Below are 15550 nucleotides of genomic sequence, written 5' to 3' on the forward strand. Positions count from 1 at the left end.
CATTGCACTGGCAAGACAAGCCAAAGGGGTTAACATCCATGGGAATTCTGCCCGTGAAGGACTACCCCATGCACTACCGAGCGCTCGTCGTGCTGTGCTGCGCCGCCCTGCTCACCGCCTGCGGCAGCGACAGGCCAAAGACCGATGCATCCCCTGCACCCACGCCCGCTCGCGCGGCCAAACCGGCAGAAGTGCTGGGCCCGCTGCCGGCCTACCAGCGTGAGCTCAGTGGTACCTTGCTGGAAATACCAGCCGGGGCAGACGTGGAACTGGCCTTGCTGGTGATCGACGAACGCGACCGCCCGCAACGCCTGCTGGCCAGCAGCAACCTGACCGGCACCGGCCAGGCCCTGCCCTACCACCTGCGCTTCAACCCCGAGGCCTTCCCGGCCGGTGCGCGGGTCGAGCTACGTGGCCGGGCCAGCAGCTCCGGCCAGCTGATCATGCACCTGCCACCGGTGCGTATTACCCAAGCGCAGACCCAGGCCACCGGCCCGCTGCGTTTCGAGAAGGCGCCGTAAGTGGCTCCACTGGCCCTGCAACAGGCCCTCAGCGGCCTGATAGGCGAAGCGCGCCTGGTGGTCAGCGAGCTGCCCGGCTGCGACCTGAAGCTGTGGCTGATCGACGACCAGAACATGGACCGCGCCTTCAGCAGCGAAGAAACCCGGCGCATTCTTGAAGAGCCGCCCTACTGGAGCTTTTGCTGGGCCAGCGGCCTGGCCATGGCCCGCTACCTGGCCGAGCGCCCGGAATGGGTGGCCGGCAAGCGCGTGCTGGACTTTGGCGCCGGCTCCGGTATCGCTGGCATTGCCGCCGCACGCGCCGGTGCACTGGAAGTGGTGGCCTGCGACCTCGACCCGCTGGCCCTCGATGCCTGCCGCGCCAATGCCGCCCTGAACAGGGTTGAGCTGAACTACAGCAGCGACTTCTTTGCCGAAGAAGACCGCTTTGACCTGATCCTGGTTGCCGATGTGCTGTATGACCGCGCCAACCTGCCGCTGCTGGATGCCTTCCTCGGTCGCGGCCGCCAGGCGCTGGTGGCCGACTCGCGGGTTCGCGACTTCAGCCACCCGCTGTACCAGCAGTTGGGCGTGCTCGAAGCGCTGACCCTGCCAGACCTGGCCGAGCCACACGAATTCCGCCGGGTCAGCCTGTACCACGCCAGCCGCGACACCTTATAGTGGTGCCATACACGAGTTTGCGAGAGTCGCGATGACCCAAGACACGCCTTACATTTTCGACGCTACCGATGCCACCTTCCAGCAACTGGTGATCGAGAACTCCTTCCACAAGCCGGTGCTGGTGGACTTCTGGGCCGAGTGGTGTGCGCCGTGCAAGGCGCTGATGCCATTGCTGGCCAAGATCGCCGAGGGTTACCAGGGCGAGTTGCTGCTGGCCAAGATCAACTGCGACGTGGAGCAACAGGTGGTTGCCCAGTTCGGCATCCGCAGCCTGCCGACCGTGGTGCTGTTCAAGGATGGCCAGCCGGTAGACGGCTTTGCCGGTGCCCAGCCGGAATCGGCGATTCGCGCCATGCTCGAACCGCATGTGCAGATGCCTGCCGCACCTGCAGCTTCGCCACTGGAACAGGCCAAGGCGCTGTTCGCCGAAAGCTGCTTTGCCGAAGCCGAAGCGCAGTTGCAGGCGCTGCTGGGTGAGGACAACAGCAATGCCGAGGCGCTGATCCTGTATGCCCGCTGCCTGGCCGAGCGTGGTGAGTTGGGCGAGGCCCAGGTGGTGCTGGATGCGGTCAAGACGGACGAGCACAAAGCTGCGCTGGCCGGTGCCAAGGCACAGCTGACGTTCCTGCGTCAGGCGGCCAGCCTGCCGGAAGTGGCGGACCTGAAAAGCCGATTGGCGCAGAACCCACAGGATGACGAAGCGGCTTACCAGCTGAGCATTCAGCAGCTGGCGCGCCAGCAGTATGAGGCGGCGCTGGAGGGGTTGCTGAAGCTGTTCCAGCGTAACCGTGGCTACGAGAACGGTTTGCCGCAGAAGGCATTGCTGCAAGTGTTCGAGTTGCTCGGCGGCGATCACCCGCTGGTTGGCGTGTATCGCCGCAAGCTGTCGGCGGCGATGTTCTGACCTGCCCAGCACCGTTAGTGGGGTGAGGGTGGATAGCACAATCGCTATCAACCCTTCACCTGCAGGCGTCAACCACCATTGCGCATGGCCACGAACTCGGCCGCAGTCAGCAACGGCATTGGAATGATGACAACCGCAAACTGCATGTAGGTTGGATTGCGGTGGATCGCCTGCAGCACACTGAATTTAGAAACCCCACCTGCTGTGAAAACGCCGCCCGACACTGACCCGTCCCCCGCCAACACCTTCCAATCGGTTTCCTCCAACGGCACTTCCTGCTCGCCGGTCCCCCAGCCCACATAACAGAAAGTCAACTTTAACTTGTTGCCAACGGCTGCAATTTTAAAGTAATGGGTAGGCTGAGCATTGAGCACGATCATCGTTGAGTAATACGGCAACAGGGTGAAGCCCGTAATTATCCGAACAATATCAACGGGGTTTCTTTTCAAGGTATCGAGCAGTGCAGCATCCTTGCGAGTCAACGGGTTTTGGCCATAGCGGACACCGCCATCGTCTTGCGGGATGTAACTGCAAAAGCGACCGTCAGGCACGAGTTGCCCTAACGTTTCCGACGCGAATCGCCAGATCGGCGCGGCAGGGTTGACTGTATTCAGCGCCAAGCGCTGACCGGCACTACCGGCGGAAACGATCCGGACCAAGGGGCTGACGTGCGAAGAATAGAGGGCAGCCTCAGGGGCTAAGGCGCCCGCGTCAAAAAGTGCCGCTTCAGCCAGACTGGCCTGGGCAACCGTGGCATCCGGATCGCCCTCATCAAGCCCGGTGAATCTTAAATACCCACGCGGGAAAATTATCTGGGCCAATTGCTCGAAATCGCGCCCATAGTACCCTGCATCGGGAATGTGACTGCTTTGCAGGTAGCATAGGCCCGAATGGCTTTCATCCACGCTCAGCCTGTCAGCACGCCCATCGCTCACACTGGCAGAAAGTGAACCATTGTTCTCGCTGGCGTTAGCCATATACAAAACATGGGGAAGCGGAGCTTGAGCGCGCCGCAGATAGAAGCGCAAATCCTTCATCAGCCACTCGCCATAAGTGACATCATCGGTTTTGGGCAGCACAACAACTTTGTCCCTTGCAGGGAGGCTGTCAAAACGGAGCTTGAATGGCAAGCCGGCATCGGTGTCACGCTGTCCCCACCCCAGAAACCCTATGGAGAAGTCGGCTCCAACCGACAGCGTAAAGACTGTGTCGCCGTTGTATTTATATGTCCCAACACACTGGTCCAACCTGAAGGACTGAAACAGTGCCAGGCGCTCATTCTGGCTACCAGCAACTACTTCCAGTAGATCTGCATAAGCGGCGCCTGGCGCTCTTTGAAACTCGTAGCTCATGTAGGATACAAAGCGCCTTGCGAAGGTGATTGTTTCACTGTTGCCAGTTGGAAACTCCGGCAGCGGACTGCCCAACACACACCGGGTCACCAGCCAACCACTTGGGCGTCGATGAACAAAGTCCAGCGTATCGGTGTGGACAGTATCCGGCCTCTGCTGGTAATAGCGCAGCGTTCAACTTTTCAGCGTTAAAAGCAAAGTGCATGCGCCAACCGCGCAAGTCGTACGCTTGCACTACTGCATCGTTTTCAGTCTTCATGGCAGGTTTCCGTAAATGAAGGCCTGCCCATTCAAATCCTCTATGTGGCGAATAAAAACTGGCAGTTTTACCAGTTGACGGCTGCCACCCTTGGCTTAACGCTGCCCACTTGCATCACCCTGCCAACAGTACAGTGGGGCATCCTCGCCGGCCAGCACACGAACCTCAGCACTGTGTCGCAAACGCACCAGCAGCCTCTTGCCCGCTGTTGCACTACCGGTCAGGCCCGCCAGGTTATCCAGCAACTCGGGGCCAGATAGCTGCCCGGCCTGGCGCAACAAATCGAGTGCCGCCGCCCACTGCCCGTCATCCTGGCGCGCAGCCGCCACCGGAGCCGCCGCAACGGCCTGCGCCACCACCGGCACCTCGACCTGCCGCCCCAACTGCGCCCACTCTTCAGGCGCCAGCTCGATGGTCAGGTCCACCGGCCAGTCACCAATCTGTCCACGAATTCTCACGACGCTTCCTTCTAACCAGGTCATTACCCCATCCTACCGCATGATGAAACCTGCATTACACAGGCTGGCGGCGCGCAGAAAAGTTGTTATAACATAACCCAATCATTCAGCCCGCCCCGGAGCCGTCCATGCGTCGCCTGCTGCTTGCCCTGCCCTTCGCCTTGCTACCACTGGCCGTGGCCCATGCCCACGATGACCATGATCACGACCACGCCCATGGCACCCTCGGCGCCCACGAGCATGGCGTAGCCAAGCTCAACGTCGTGCTCGATGGCAACACCCTGGAACTGGAACTGGACAGCCCGGCGATGAACCTGGTCGGTTTCGAACATGCCGCCAGCAGCGATGCCGACAAAGCCAAGGTCGCCGCTGTGCGCCAGCAGCTTGAACAGCCACTGAAGCTGTTCGGCCTCTCTGCTGCCGCAGGCTGCAAAGAAGATCAGCAAGAGCTGGAAAGCCCACTGTTCGGTGACGCCCCGAAAGCCGACGACGATGGCGACGAACATGAGCACGGCCACCAGCACAGCGACATCGGCGCCCACTACCAGCTGACCTGCGCCAACCCCGACAAACTGGCACAAGTGGACCTCGGCCCGCTGTTCAAGGCCTTCCCGGCCACCCAGAAGATCAACGTGCAACTGATCGGCCCGAATGGCCAGAAAGGTGTGGAAGCCACGCCGGCCAAGGCAGCGGTCGCTTTCTGAATGAGCCAGCCGTTGATCGAACTGCGTGATTTGGTGTTTGCCTGGCCAGGCCAGCCGCCGCTGCTGGATATTCCGGCCTTCCACCTGGACGCTGGTGAAGCCCTGTTTCTCAAGGGCCCCAGCGGCAGTGGCAAGACCACCTTGCTGGGCCTGCTGGGCGGCGTGAATGTACCGGCTCAGGGCCACATCCAGTTGCTTGGCCAAGACCTTGGCAGCCTGGGCCAGGGGGCGCGTGACCGCTTCCGCGTCGACCACACGGGTTATATCTTCCAGCAGTTCAACCTGCTGCCGTTCCTGTCGGTACGCGAAAACGTCGAACTGCCCTGCCGCTTCTCGCGCAGCCGCAAGGCCCGCGCCGAACAGCGCCATGGCAGTGTCGACCAGGCAGCCAGCACACTGCTGGCCCACCTGGGGCTGGATGACTCCGCCCTGCTCGCCCGCCGCGCCGACAGCCTGTCGATCGGCCAGCAGCAACGGGTGGCCGCCGCCCGCGCACTGATCGGCCAGCCCGAGCTGGTGATTGCTGACGAACCGACCTCTGCACTAGACGCCGATACCCGCGAAGCGTTCATCCGCCTGCTGTTCGACGAATGCCGCGCCGCCGGTGCCAGCCTGCTGTTCGTCAGCCACGACCAAAGCCTGGCGCCACTGTTCGACCGCCACCTTTCCCTGGCCGACCTCAACCGCGCCGCCAAGCCCCGGGAGGCCTGATGTACCTGCTCCGCCTTGCCCTGGCCAGCCTGGCCAACCGCCGTTTCACCGCCTTCCTCACCGCGTTTGCCATCGCCCTGTCGGTGTGCCTGCTGCTGGCCGTGGAGCGCGTTCGCACCGAGGCCCGCGCCAGCTTCGCCAGCACCATCAGCGGTACCGACCTGATTGTCGGCGCCCGCTCCGGCTCGGTGAACCTGCTGCTGTATTCGGTATTCCGCATTGGCAACGCGACCAACAACATCCGCTGGGACAGCTTCCAGCATTATGCGCAGGACCCGCGGGTGAAGTGGGCGATCCCTATCTCGCTGGGCGACTCGCATCGCGGCTACAGGGTGATGGGCACCACGACGGATTACTTTGATCATTACCAGTACGGCCGCCGCCAGCACCTGGAATTGAGCCAAGGGCGTGAGTTCGCCAGCGACCCGTTCGAGGTGGTACTCGGTGCCGAAGTCGCCGAGGCGTTGCACTACAAGCTGGGGGACAAGCTGGTGCTGGCCCATGGTGTGGCAGCGATCAGCCTGGTCAAGCATGACGACAAGCCGTTCACCGTGGTTGGCGTGCTCAAGCGCACCGGCACACCGGTCGACCGCACCTTGCACATCAGCCTGGGCGGCATGGAAGCCATCCATATCGACTGGCACAATGGCGTACCGGCCCGTGGCGCCGGGCGCATCAGCGCCGATCAGGCACGTACGATGGACCTGCAACCTGCCGCCATCACCGCGTTCATGCTGGGCCTGAACAACAAGATCGCGACGTTCAGCCTACAACGGGAAATCAACGAATATCGCAGCGAGCCGCTGCTGGCGATCCTGCCTGGGGTGGCCCTGCAAGAACTGTGGAGCCTGATGGGCACGGCGGAACAGGCGCTGTTCGTGGTGTCGCTGTTTGTGGTGCTGACCGGCTTGATCGGCATGCTCACGGCCATTCTCACCAGCCTCAACGAGCGCCGGCGAGAAATGGCAATCTTGCGGTCGGTCGGGGCCAGGCCGTGGCATATCGCAGGGCTGCTGGTGCTGGAAGCGCTGTCACTGGCGGCAGTCGGGATCGTGGCCGGGCTGGGGTTGCTGTATGCGGGTATCGCCTTGGCACAGGGGTATGTGCAGGCCAACTATGGGTTGTATTTGCCGCTGGCATTGCCGAGTGCTCATGAGTGGACCTTGCTGGCTATCATCCTTGGGGCCGCGTTGCTGATGGGTAGCGTGCCGGCTTGGCGGGCTTACAGGCAATCGCTGGCCGACGGCCTGTCCATTCATCTTTAAGAGCCTGCAATGATCAGAAACCTCACTGCCTCCTTCGCGGGCTCGCCCGCGAAGAGGCCGGCAATGCACATGCTGCTGGCCCTACTGTTGGTGATAGCGATGCCTCTGTGGGCCGCCGAACCCAAAGAGCTGGACTGGCCTGCCCTGATCCCCGAAGGCGCCCCGGTCATCCCGCCACAACTGGCGCCGCTGCATGACATGTCACAGCTCAGCAACGCCCTGTCTGCCGAGTCCGCCCCACCCGCTCGCCAGCAAGCGCCCGACGCGCCCGTGGTGAAAAGCCTCGACGGCCAGCAAATCAAACTGCCAGGCTACATCGTGCCGCTTGAGGTCAGCGAAGAAGGCCGCACCACCGAGTTCCTGCTGGTGCCGTACTACGGCGCGTGCATCCACGTCCCCCCGCCACCGTCAAACCAGATCGTGCATATTTTCAGCGAAATAGGCGTACGCGTCGAAGACCTCTACCAACCCTACTGGATCGAGGGAAAGATGCAGGTTAGAGCCTCCAGCAGCGAACTGGCCGATGCCGGCTACCAGATGGAGGCCGAGAAAATCTACGCGTATGAGCTGAGATGAGAACTGTTTCGAATTCATGAAGACGCTTCTTTGAGCTGGGTCAAACTTTGTGTTTAACCAGCTCCGTACCATTGGACTACTCGATTAATAACGTCCTTTGGGAGCTTCCATGAACAAGTCCTTGCTCGGCGCCTCGCTTGTGGCCCTTGCGCTCGCCGCCCCTGCCGCCCACGCCTACCAGGCAGGGGACATGATTTTGCGCGCAGGCGCCATTACCACTGCCCCGAACGAAAGCAGCGGCGACCTGAAGTTCGACGGCAACAAGGTGTCAGGCACCAAGGCAACCCTGGACAGCGATACCCAGCTGGGCCTGACCTTCGCCTACATGCTCACCGACCACATCGGCCTGGAGCTGCTGGCAGCCACCCCGTTCAAGCACACCGTGGGCGTAAAAGGCCTGGGCGGCGGGCTGGACGGCAAGCTGGCAGACATCAAGCAACTGCCACCGACCCTGTCGCTGCAGTACTACCCGATGGAGCCGAACTCGCGCTTCCAACCGTATGCCGGTGTGGGCATCAACTACACCCTGTTCTTTGACGAAGACTTGAGCAGCGCACGCAAGCAACAAGGCTTCAGCAACCTCAAGCTGCAAGACTCGGTAGGGATTGCCGGCCAGCTGGGCATGGACTACATGCTCACCGACAACCTGCTGGTCAACGCCTCGGTCTGGTATGTCGACATCGACACCAAGGCCAGCGTCAATGGCCCGACCGCACTGGGCTACAGCAAGACCAAGGTCGACGTAGACGTTGACCCGTGGGTGTACATGGTCGGCCTTGGCTACAAGTTCTGACCGGAACACGGCAGGGCGGCTTCGGCCGCCCTTTCTCGTTGCAGCCACAGCCAGTACCCCAGCGCGACCGCACTGATGGCCATGCCAAGCCCACACACCGCAAGCCACCCCCATCGGGCATACACCCGGCTCGCCAGCACCGCACCCAACCCGCTACCGACCGAATAGCAGCACATATAAGCACCAATCAATCGGCTAGCCATCGCGCCACGCCCTGCCAGCAACACGCTTTGGTTGGTGACATGCACTGCCTGCACGGCGAAGTCCAGCATCAGCACACCGAGCACGAAAACGATCAACGACTGCCCGACAAAGGCCGTGGGCAACCACGACAGCGTCAGCAACGCCAGCGCCAGCCCGGTGGTGCGCGCTCCCAGCCCCAGATCGGCCAAGCGACCAGCGCGCGCTGCCGCCAACGTACCGGCCACACCTGCCAGACCGAACAGGCCAATCTCAGTATGGCTCAACGCCAATGGCGCAGCGCTCAGAGGCATGACCATGGCGCTCCACAGCACGCTGAACGCGGCGAAGATCAATACGCCGAACACGCCGCGCTGGCGCAGCAGCCTGTCGTGCCGAAACAAGCGGAATTGGGACACGATCAGCTCTCGGTAACCGGGACGCTGCACCAACGGCTGCCCGCTTGGCAAACAGCACCACAGCACCAACGCCAGCGCCAGCAAGAGCACTGCGGCCACGAGATAAACACTGCGCCAGCCGGCCAGGTCAGCCACCCCACCCGCCACCAGGCGCGCCAACAGAATGCCCAGCACCACACCGCTCGTGACGGTGCCTACCGCTTGCCCTTGCTCAGCGGGCGAGGCCAGGCTGGCGGCATGCGCCACCATCACCTGCACCATCACGGCCATCAGCCCGGTGATGGCCAGCGCCAGCAACAGCATCACCCAGTTTGGCGCCATGCCCACGCCGACCAGCGCCAAGGCCGAGAACAGCAACTGGCCGAGCAACAGGCGTTTGCGGTCGATCAAGTCCCCAAGCGGCACAATCAGCAGCAGCCCCAGGGCATAGCCCGCCTGGGTTGCACCCACTACCCAGCCAATCTGCTGCTGTGCCACACCCAGTTCGGCGGCCATCGATTCGAGCAGCGGTTGGGCAAAGTACACCGTCGCCACCGCCATGGCGCTGGTGATCGCAAGCAGCAGGGTTATCCAGCGTGTCATCGGGGTGGCCTCGATAATGTAGTTTCGAATTGAAACCACTTATGGCTATTTAGCAAAAGTGGTTTTAATCTGCAACCAGACAATCAGGACAGGCCTGCCACATGCTCGATGAAAACAATGCGCAATGCCCGGTAGCCCGTGCCTTGGAGATATTGGGTGACCGCTGGGCGCTGATGATCCTGCGCGATGCCTTCGATGGCCTGCGACGCTTCAGCGAATTTCAGAAGAACCTGGGGCTGGCGAAGAACATCCTCGCCTCACGGCTCAAGCTGCTGGTGGAAAGTGGGTTGCTGATGACGCAGCCAGCTTCGGATGGCAGTGCCTACAAGGAATATGTGCTGACCGAGAAGGGGCAGTCGGTGTTCCCCGTGGTGGTGGGCCTGAGGCAGTGGGGGGAGCGGTATCTGTTTGAAGCGGGCGAGGCGCGTTCGGAGCTGGTGGAAGGCGCTACCGGGCAGACGATCGAGGTCATCCAGGTACGGGCTGAAGATGGGCGGGTATTGGCTGCCGAGGATTGCCTGCGCAGAGTTGTGCGGCACGGGTGATTTTGGGGCGGCTGGCTTGCCGGCAATTGGGGCGCGCAGCGCCCCTAGGGCCTCAGGCCTTGCCCAGAAGCCGCGCCAGACCTTCAACCATTGGCGTCGCCTGCGGAAACTCGAACCGCGTCAGCAAGCGCTGATTATCCGCCCGCGAATGGCGAATATCACCCGAACGCGCAGCCACATGGCTAACCGCCGGCAGGCTCCCCACCACCTTCTCCAGTGCCACCAGCAACTGGTTCAGCGAGGTGGCCTGATTGAGGCCGATGTTCACCGCCCCCTCCTCGACCTGCGGCTGCTCCAGCGCCTGCACCATCACCTGCACCAGGTCGCCCACGTAAAGGAAGTCGCGGGTCTGTTCGCCATCACCGAAGATGGTGATCGGCAAGCCCTGCACCGCGCGCTCGCAGAAGATGCTGATGACCCCGGAATACGGCGAGGATGGGTCCTGGCGTGGCCCGAAGATATTGAAGAAGCGGAACACCACCGGCTCCAGGCCATGCTGGCGTCGGTAGAAGTCCAGGTACTGCTCACTGGCCAGCTTGTCCACCGCGTACGGGGTGAGCGGTGCCTTGGGCGTGTCTTCGGCAATTGACTCGCCCTCGCCATTGTTGCCATAAACCGCCGCACTGGAAGCAAATAGCACCCGGCGCAAGCCATGCACGCGCATCGCTTCGCACACATTAAGGGTGCCAATAAAGTTGCTCTGGTGTGTGCGCACCGGGTCTTCGACCGAGGCCTGCACCGAGGCCACTGCCGCCAGGTGCACCACGGCACTGCAGCCGGCTGCGGCCTGCGTGACCAGCCCGGCGTCGGCAACATCACCTTCGATCAGTTCCAGCCGTGGGTGGTCGACCTGCAGGTTACTGCGCCGGCCAGTAGAAAAGTCGTCGAGAATGCGTACAGCGTAGCCTTTGTCCAACAACGCATCGCACAGGTGGGAGCCAATGAAGCCGGCACCGCCGGTGATCAGGATGGGGGCGTCAGCCATGGCGGTAGAACCGGTCCAGTAGAGGCGGCAGGCCGGCGCGCCAGGCGCGGGGCTTGATGCCGAAGGTATGAAGGATTTTCTTGCAGGCCAGTACCGCGTGCTGCGGCTCTTCGCTGGCATCCGGCCGTGCGGCATGAGCCTGCGGCGTTGGCGCCTGAACCGCGAGCTGGCGATACTGGCCCGCTTCGGCAAGGATCGCCTGGCCCAGCGCCAGCGGCGTGGTCGCCTCGTTGCCAGCGTAATGGTAGGTGCCCCACAGCGGCGCACTGCAATCGAGCTGCTTGAGCACCGACAGGATCACCCGCGCAGCATCGTCGACCGGTGTCGGGTTACCACGCCGGTCATCGGCCAGCAGCAGCTCTTGCGGTTGCTCGGCACGGGTCAGGAAGCGGCCCAGCGACCCGTCGATGCTTTCGTCGAGCAACCAGCCAAAGCGCAGTAGCACATGCTGCGGGCAGGCCGCACGCACACTCTGCTCGATGCGCCACAACGCCTGGCCACGCATGCCCAGCGGCACTGGCTCGTCCTTTTCGCTGTAGGCCGTGGCCCGCGAACCGTCGAACACGCGGTAGCTGGAAGGCTGTACCAGGGTGATCTGGTGGTGCTGGCACAGCTCTGCGAGCCGCTCTACTGCCCGCTCCTGTTGAGCCAGGCGCTGTTCGCTGACCGACTCGGCCTGGAACCAGTCGAAGTAATAGGCCAGGTTGACCACGGCGTCGGGGCGGTGATCGTCGAGCAACTGGGTGAGGCTCGCCGGCGTCCAGCCGTTCTCGGGCGGGCGCGGCGCCAGGAATGCGATGTCCTCCTCGGCCCCAAGACGAATCAGCGCTTGCCCGAGGGCATTGCCACCACCCAACAGCATTAGGCGCATACGCATAGAGTCAGCAGATCCGGAGAGGTTGATGAAGGAAAGGGGTCATTTTGCGGTTTCCTCTGCGGGAAGTCCAACCACAGGCCTTATTCAGTTGCCTGCATGACCTCTGTGGGAGCGGGTTTACCCGCGAAGAGGCCAGTACAGGCGCTACATCTATTCAATCTCAAACAAACTGTTGCGCAATGGCCCCACACTCAAGCGTTCACGCACATCATCATCTATACGCGGATCATCCGGCCGGTACAGTTTCACCTGCCGATAGGCATTGATGCGATTGATCTCTTGCCCCAGATACTCCCACACCACCCGGGTACAGGCCGGGTTGCGTCGATCGCCGCTGGACACTCCAGCCTTCAGACCATTCAGGCGGGTAATGCGGCTTTTGAAGCTGGGGATGAGGATGGTCTGGCTCATTTCGTTGTACGTGAGCGACTCGTAGTCGATCAGGAACAGCCGGTCCTGCAACTGGAACGCAGCCCCCAGGTAGCGGCAGCGTACCTCAGCGTGCTGGTCGGTGGCGCTGGAGCGTTCCTGGCGTTCCTGGCGCTCGAACAGGAAGCGGCCACGCTCCTCCCACAGGTGAACCAGCGACACCAGGATGGTGCCCGGCACCGACATGCAGTTGGAATACTCGAAGTAGTAACCGCAATAACGCGACAGGTTGCCGGCGTGGTCGTGCAGCGGACGGAACAGTTCGCTGATCGGGTCGCTGGGCTGCTCGACCAGCGTCGACACCCGTGCACCGATGAGCCTGGCGAACTGCTCGGCCGGCAAATTCAGTTCGTAATCCTCGACCCCGAAGAAGTCGCCAATGCGCTTGAGGTTGTAAGCCGTCGGACGGCTCTGCCCGCTCAGGTACTTGTTGAACTGTGCCCGGTTGATCGACAGCTGCCGGCAAACTTCGGAAATAGAGCGGTAGTGGCTGCAAGCCAGCTTGAGGTTGGTAGCGAAATGATCGCTCATGTGCGGGACCCAGGTGACGCGAATGACGCCATTGTAGCATCAAGTCGCGCCAACTAAGAGCAACCCGCGAAATTGTAACCACTCTTGTCATGGCCAACCATGCGCCCCAACGAATAGCGGTGCGCCTGCCGTCCGCTGGTCTTTCCACACGAAGAATAAGAATCGAGGTCATTCTCCAATGCTCGAAGTACTCAACGATTTCCTCTCGGGGAAACTCCTCATCGTGCTGATCGTAGGGCTGGGTAGCTACTTCACCATCCGCTCCCGATTCGTTCAGTTCCGCCATTTCGGCCACATGTTCGCCGTGTTCAAGGAATCGCTGCGTGGCCAGGCAGGCCAGCTGAGCTCCTTCCAGGCCCTGATGCTGAGCCTCGCCGGCCGCGTTGGCGCCGGTAACATTGCCGGTGTCGGTATTGCCGTGACCCTGGGAGGCCCAGGTGCCGTGTTCTGGATGTGGGTCACCGCATTGGTGGGCATGTCCAGCAGCTTCTTCGAATGTACCCTGGCCCAGGTGTACAAGCGCGCCGATGGTGACGGCCTGTACCGTGGCGGCCCGGCCTACTACATCCAGCATGGCCTGAAGCGTAAAGGCATGGCCATCGTGTTCTCGATCCTGCTGCTGGTCACCTACGGCTTCGCCTTCATCGGCCTGCAGTCGTACACCGTGACCCACTCGCTGCAGAACGCCTTCAACTTTGCCCCGAGCCAAACCGGTATTGTCCTGGCCGTGCTGCTGGCCATCACCTTCATCGGCGGCATCAAGCGTATCGCTGCGGTGTCGGACCTGCTGGTACCGGTCAAGACCCTGGCCTACATCGGCGTGACCCTGTACGTGATCGGCACCCAGATCGAACACGTGCCGGCCATGCTGGAAACCATCTTCAAGAGCGCCTTCGGCCTCGACCCAGCCTTCGGCGGCCTGCTCGGCAGCGCCATCGTCATGGGCGTGAAGCGTGGTGTGTTCGCCAACGAAGCGGGCCTTGGCAGTGCGCCGAACGTCGCTGCCGTGGCTGCGGTGAAACACCCGGGCGCCCAGGGCGTGGTCCAGGCCTTCAGCGTGTTCCTCGACACCTTCGTGATCTGCACCTGCACCGCACTGCTGATCCTGCTGTCGGGCTTCTACACCCCGGGCTTCGAGGGTGACGGTATTGTCCTGACCCAGAACTCGCTGGCCGCCGTGGTCGGTGACTGGGGCCGTGTGTTCGTCAGCGTTGCACTGTCGCTGTTCGTGTTCACCTGCATCCTCTACAACTACTACCTGGGCGAGAACAGCCTGCAGTTCCTCACCCGTAACCGCGTGGTACTGATGGTGTTCCGTGGCCTGGTGCTGGCACTGGTGGTCTGGGGCTCGATGCAAGACCTGTCGACCGTGTTCGCCTTCGCCGACATCACCATGACCTGCCTGGCCTTCGTCAACCTGGTGGCCCTGGCCCTGCTGTTCAAAGTCGGCCTGCGTGTGATGCGCGACTACGACGAGCAGCGCAAGGCGGGTATCCAGCAGCCGGTGTTCGATTCGACCAAGTTCGCCGACCTGGACCTGGACCGCAATGCCTGGCCTGCCAATCCGCAGGCGGAAACAGCCACTGACAAAACAGTCGGCCAAGCACAGCCTCAGCGCTGATACGCTGCCCTGCCAAGCCGCCCCTTCTGCGGGCGGCTTTTCTTTCTCCGCTCTCCGCTACGGATGTTCTCCATGCGTGCCGTAAAGAATCTTCTCGTTCTCTATACCGGTGGCACCATCGGTATGCTCGAAACCCCTGAAGGCCTGGCGCCAGCCGGTGGTTTTGAAGCACGGATGCGCGAGCACTTCGCGCACATGGCCGATGCGCCTCAGCTTCAATGGACCCTGCATGAACTGAACCCGCTGCTCGACAGCGCCAACATGCAACAGCACAACTGGCTGGCGATGCGCGATGCCATTGTCGATGCGGTGGATGTGGCGGGCCATGACGGCGTGCTGGTGCTGCACGGCACCGACAGCATGGCGTATAGCGCTGCGGCATTGTCGTTCCTGCTGCTGGGGCTGCCGGTTCCGGTGCTGCTGACCGGCTCGATGCTGCCGGCGGGTGCCGCTGACAGCGATGCGTGGGCCAACCTGTGTGGTGCGCTGCGCCAGTTCGAACATGGCCTGGAAGATGGCGTGCAGCTCTACTTCCATGGCCAATTGCTGCATGGCTGCCGCGCCTCGAAGCTGCGTAGCGAGGCGTTCGATGCCTTTGCGGCGCTGCCGCGCCATCGTGATGGTGAGCATGCCGAGATGATCCCTGCCGAACTGGGCTACAAGCAGCCGCGCAAGCCGGTCAACCTGGCGGTCGTGCCGGTGTTCCCGGGGCTGCAGGCCGGGCACTTGCAGGGTTTGATCGACAGCGGTGTGCAGGGGTTGCTGCTGGAATGCTACGGCAGCGGTACAGGGCCATCGGATGACCAGGCATTGCTGAATGTACTGAGCGCGGCGCGCCAGCGCGGTGTGATGCTGGCGGCTATCAGCCAGTGTCCTGAAGGCTCGGTGGTGTTCGACACCTATGCGGCGGGCAACCGCTTGCGCGGGGCCGGATTGGTCAGTGGTGGCGGCATGACCCGTGAGGCAGCGCTGGGCAAGATGGTTGCGCTGTTGGGGGCGGGCTTGAATGTGGATGCAGCAGAGCAGTGGTTTGCTCTGGACCTGTGCGGCGAACGGGCCTGAACAGGCGAAAGAAAATGGCGGAAGGCAGCGGGAGTCGAACCTGCCCGGGAACGGCTGCCGTCCCCAACCGGGTTTGAAGCCCGGCCGCGCCACCGGGCGCGATTGCCTTCCTTGAA

Annotated in this window: 17 protein-coding genes and 1 tRNA gene; 11 read left to right on the forward strand and 7 right to left on the reverse strand. The window is 62.4% G+C overall.

All coding sequences use genetic code 11. The annotated features are described in order from the left end of the window. Positions 1-68 precede the first annotated feature (68 nt). The 3 genes from ACF8R4_RS25055 to trxA are packed head-to-tail and all read left to right on the forward strand — an operon-like array spanning position 69 to position 2085. Entirely contained in the window at positions 69-521 is a 453-nt protein-coding gene (locus tag ACF8R4_RS25055; RefSeq protein ID WP_060499544.1) for a YbaY family lipoprotein, read from the forward strand. After that, on the forward strand, positions 522-1181 hold the full coding sequence (locus tag ACF8R4_RS25060; protein ID WP_060499545.1) for a methyltransferase: 660 nt from the start codon (positions 522-524) through the stop codon (positions 1179-1181). 31 nt (positions 1182-1212) lie between these two features. After that, entirely contained in the window at positions 1213-2085 is an 873-nt protein-coding gene (gene trxA, locus ACF8R4_RS25065) for a thioredoxin (protein WP_060499546.1), read from the forward strand. Between the two features lie 68 nt (positions 2086-2153). Here trxA and ACF8R4_RS25070 read toward each other — a convergent pair whose 3' ends face one another. Together ACF8R4_RS25070 and ACF8R4_RS25075 are read right to left on the reverse strand one after the other, a co-directional pair. After that, positions 2154-3437, reverse strand: coding sequence for a hypothetical protein (locus tag ACF8R4_RS25070; protein ID WP_060499547.1), 1284 nt, complete (start codon positions 3435-3437; stop codon positions 2154-2156). 354 nt (positions 3438-3791) lie between these two features. Continuing rightward, on the reverse strand, positions 3792-4154 hold the full coding sequence (locus tag ACF8R4_RS25075; RefSeq protein WP_060499548.1) for a hypothetical protein: 363 nt from the start codon (positions 4152-4154) through the stop codon (positions 3792-3794). A gap of 128 nt (positions 4155-4282) precedes the next feature. Here ACF8R4_RS25075 and ACF8R4_RS25080 point away from each other — a divergent pair, with 128 nt between their 5' ends. The 5 genes from ACF8R4_RS25080 (at position 4283) to ACF8R4_RS25100 (ending at position 8203) form a co-directional block, all read left to right on the forward strand. Continuing rightward, positions 4283-4858 (forward strand): DUF2796 domain-containing protein, encoded by a 576-nt coding sequence (locus tag ACF8R4_RS25080; RefSeq protein WP_060499549.1) that lies wholly within the window; start codon positions 4283-4285, stop codon positions 4856-4858. After that, positions 4859-5569 carry an ABC transporter ATP-binding protein gene (locus ACF8R4_RS25085; RefSeq protein WP_060499550.1) on the forward strand — a complete coding sequence of 237 codons (711 nt, stop codon included), beginning with the start codon at positions 4859-4861 and terminating at the stop codon, positions 5567-5569. Continuing rightward, positions 5569-6834, forward strand: a complete 1266-nt coding sequence (locus tag ACF8R4_RS25090; protein ID WP_060499551.1) for an ABC transporter permease — start codon at positions 5569-5571, stop codon at positions 6832-6834. Before ACF8R4_RS25085 ends, ACF8R4_RS25090 begins: the two co-directional genes overlap by 1 nt. Positions 6835-6897: 63 nt before the next feature. Further along, complete coding sequence (locus tag ACF8R4_RS25095) at positions 6898-7410, forward strand: DUF3299 domain-containing protein (RefSeq protein WP_060499552.1); 513 nt, start codon at positions 6898-6900, stop codon at positions 7408-7410. A 109-nt stretch (positions 7411-7519) separates the two neighbouring features. Continuing rightward, entirely contained in the window at positions 7520-8203 is a 684-nt protein-coding gene (locus ACF8R4_RS25100; RefSeq protein ID WP_014589498.1) for an OmpW family protein, read from the forward strand. On the opposite strand, the gene ACF8R4_RS25105 is transcribed toward ACF8R4_RS25100, so the two are convergent. After that, a complete protein-coding gene (locus tag ACF8R4_RS25105) occupies positions 8191-9384 on the reverse strand; it encodes an MFS transporter (RefSeq protein ID WP_104833538.1) in 1194 nt (397 codons plus the stop codon). The two genes, ACF8R4_RS25100 and ACF8R4_RS25105, sit on opposite strands and share 13 nt — an antisense overlap. 101 nt (positions 9385-9485) lie before the next feature. Here ACF8R4_RS25105 and ACF8R4_RS25110 point away from each other — a divergent pair, with 101 nt between their 5' ends. Next, positions 9486-9929, forward strand: coding sequence for a winged helix-turn-helix transcriptional regulator (locus ACF8R4_RS25110; RefSeq protein WP_392493676.1), 444 nt, complete (start codon positions 9486-9488; stop codon positions 9927-9929). Positions 9930-9981: 52 nt separating this feature from the next. On the opposite strand, the gene ACF8R4_RS25115 is transcribed toward ACF8R4_RS25110, so the two are convergent. From ACF8R4_RS25115 to ACF8R4_RS25125, 3 genes are all read right to left on the reverse strand, one after another. Beyond that, entirely contained in the window at positions 9982-10914 is a 933-nt protein-coding gene (locus tag ACF8R4_RS25115; RefSeq protein WP_060499555.1) for an NAD-dependent epimerase/dehydratase family protein, read from the reverse strand. Continuing rightward, positions 10907-11791 (reverse strand): sugar nucleotide-binding protein, encoded by an 885-nt coding sequence (locus tag ACF8R4_RS25120; protein ID WP_104833540.1) that lies wholly within the window; start codon positions 11789-11791, stop codon positions 10907-10909. The genes ACF8R4_RS25115 and ACF8R4_RS25120 overlap by 8 nt, the downstream gene beginning before the upstream one ends. 150 nt (positions 11792-11941) lie before the next feature. Then, on the reverse strand, positions 11942-12751 hold the full coding sequence (locus ACF8R4_RS25125; protein WP_164524087.1) for a helix-turn-helix transcriptional regulator: 810 nt from the start codon (positions 12749-12751) through the stop codon (positions 11942-11944). Positions 12752-12929: 178 nt separating this feature from the next. Between ACF8R4_RS25125 and ACF8R4_RS25130 the strand changes: the two genes are divergently transcribed. Together ACF8R4_RS25130 and ACF8R4_RS25135 are read left to right on the forward strand one after the other, a co-directional pair. Next, positions 12930-14372 (forward strand): sodium:alanine symporter family protein, encoded by a 1443-nt coding sequence (locus ACF8R4_RS25130; RefSeq protein WP_060499558.1) that lies wholly within the window; start codon positions 12930-12932, stop codon positions 14370-14372. Between the two features lie 63 nt (positions 14373-14435). After that, positions 14436-15434, forward strand: a complete 999-nt coding sequence (locus tag ACF8R4_RS25135) for an asparaginase (protein ID WP_177337107.1) — start codon at positions 14436-14438, stop codon at positions 15432-15434. A gap of 15 nt (positions 15435-15449) precedes the next feature. Here ACF8R4_RS25135 and ACF8R4_RS25140 read toward each other — a convergent pair. Continuing rightward, a tRNA-Sec gene (locus tag ACF8R4_RS25140) sits at positions 15450-15545 on the reverse strand. Between the last annotated feature and the right edge of the window lie 5 nt (positions 15546-15550).

This window comes from Pseudomonas sp. FYR_2, assembly GCF_043106425.1.
GTDB classification, from domain to species: domain Bacteria; phylum Pseudomonadota; class Gammaproteobacteria; order Pseudomonadales; family Pseudomonadaceae; genus Aquipseudomonas; species Aquipseudomonas monteilii.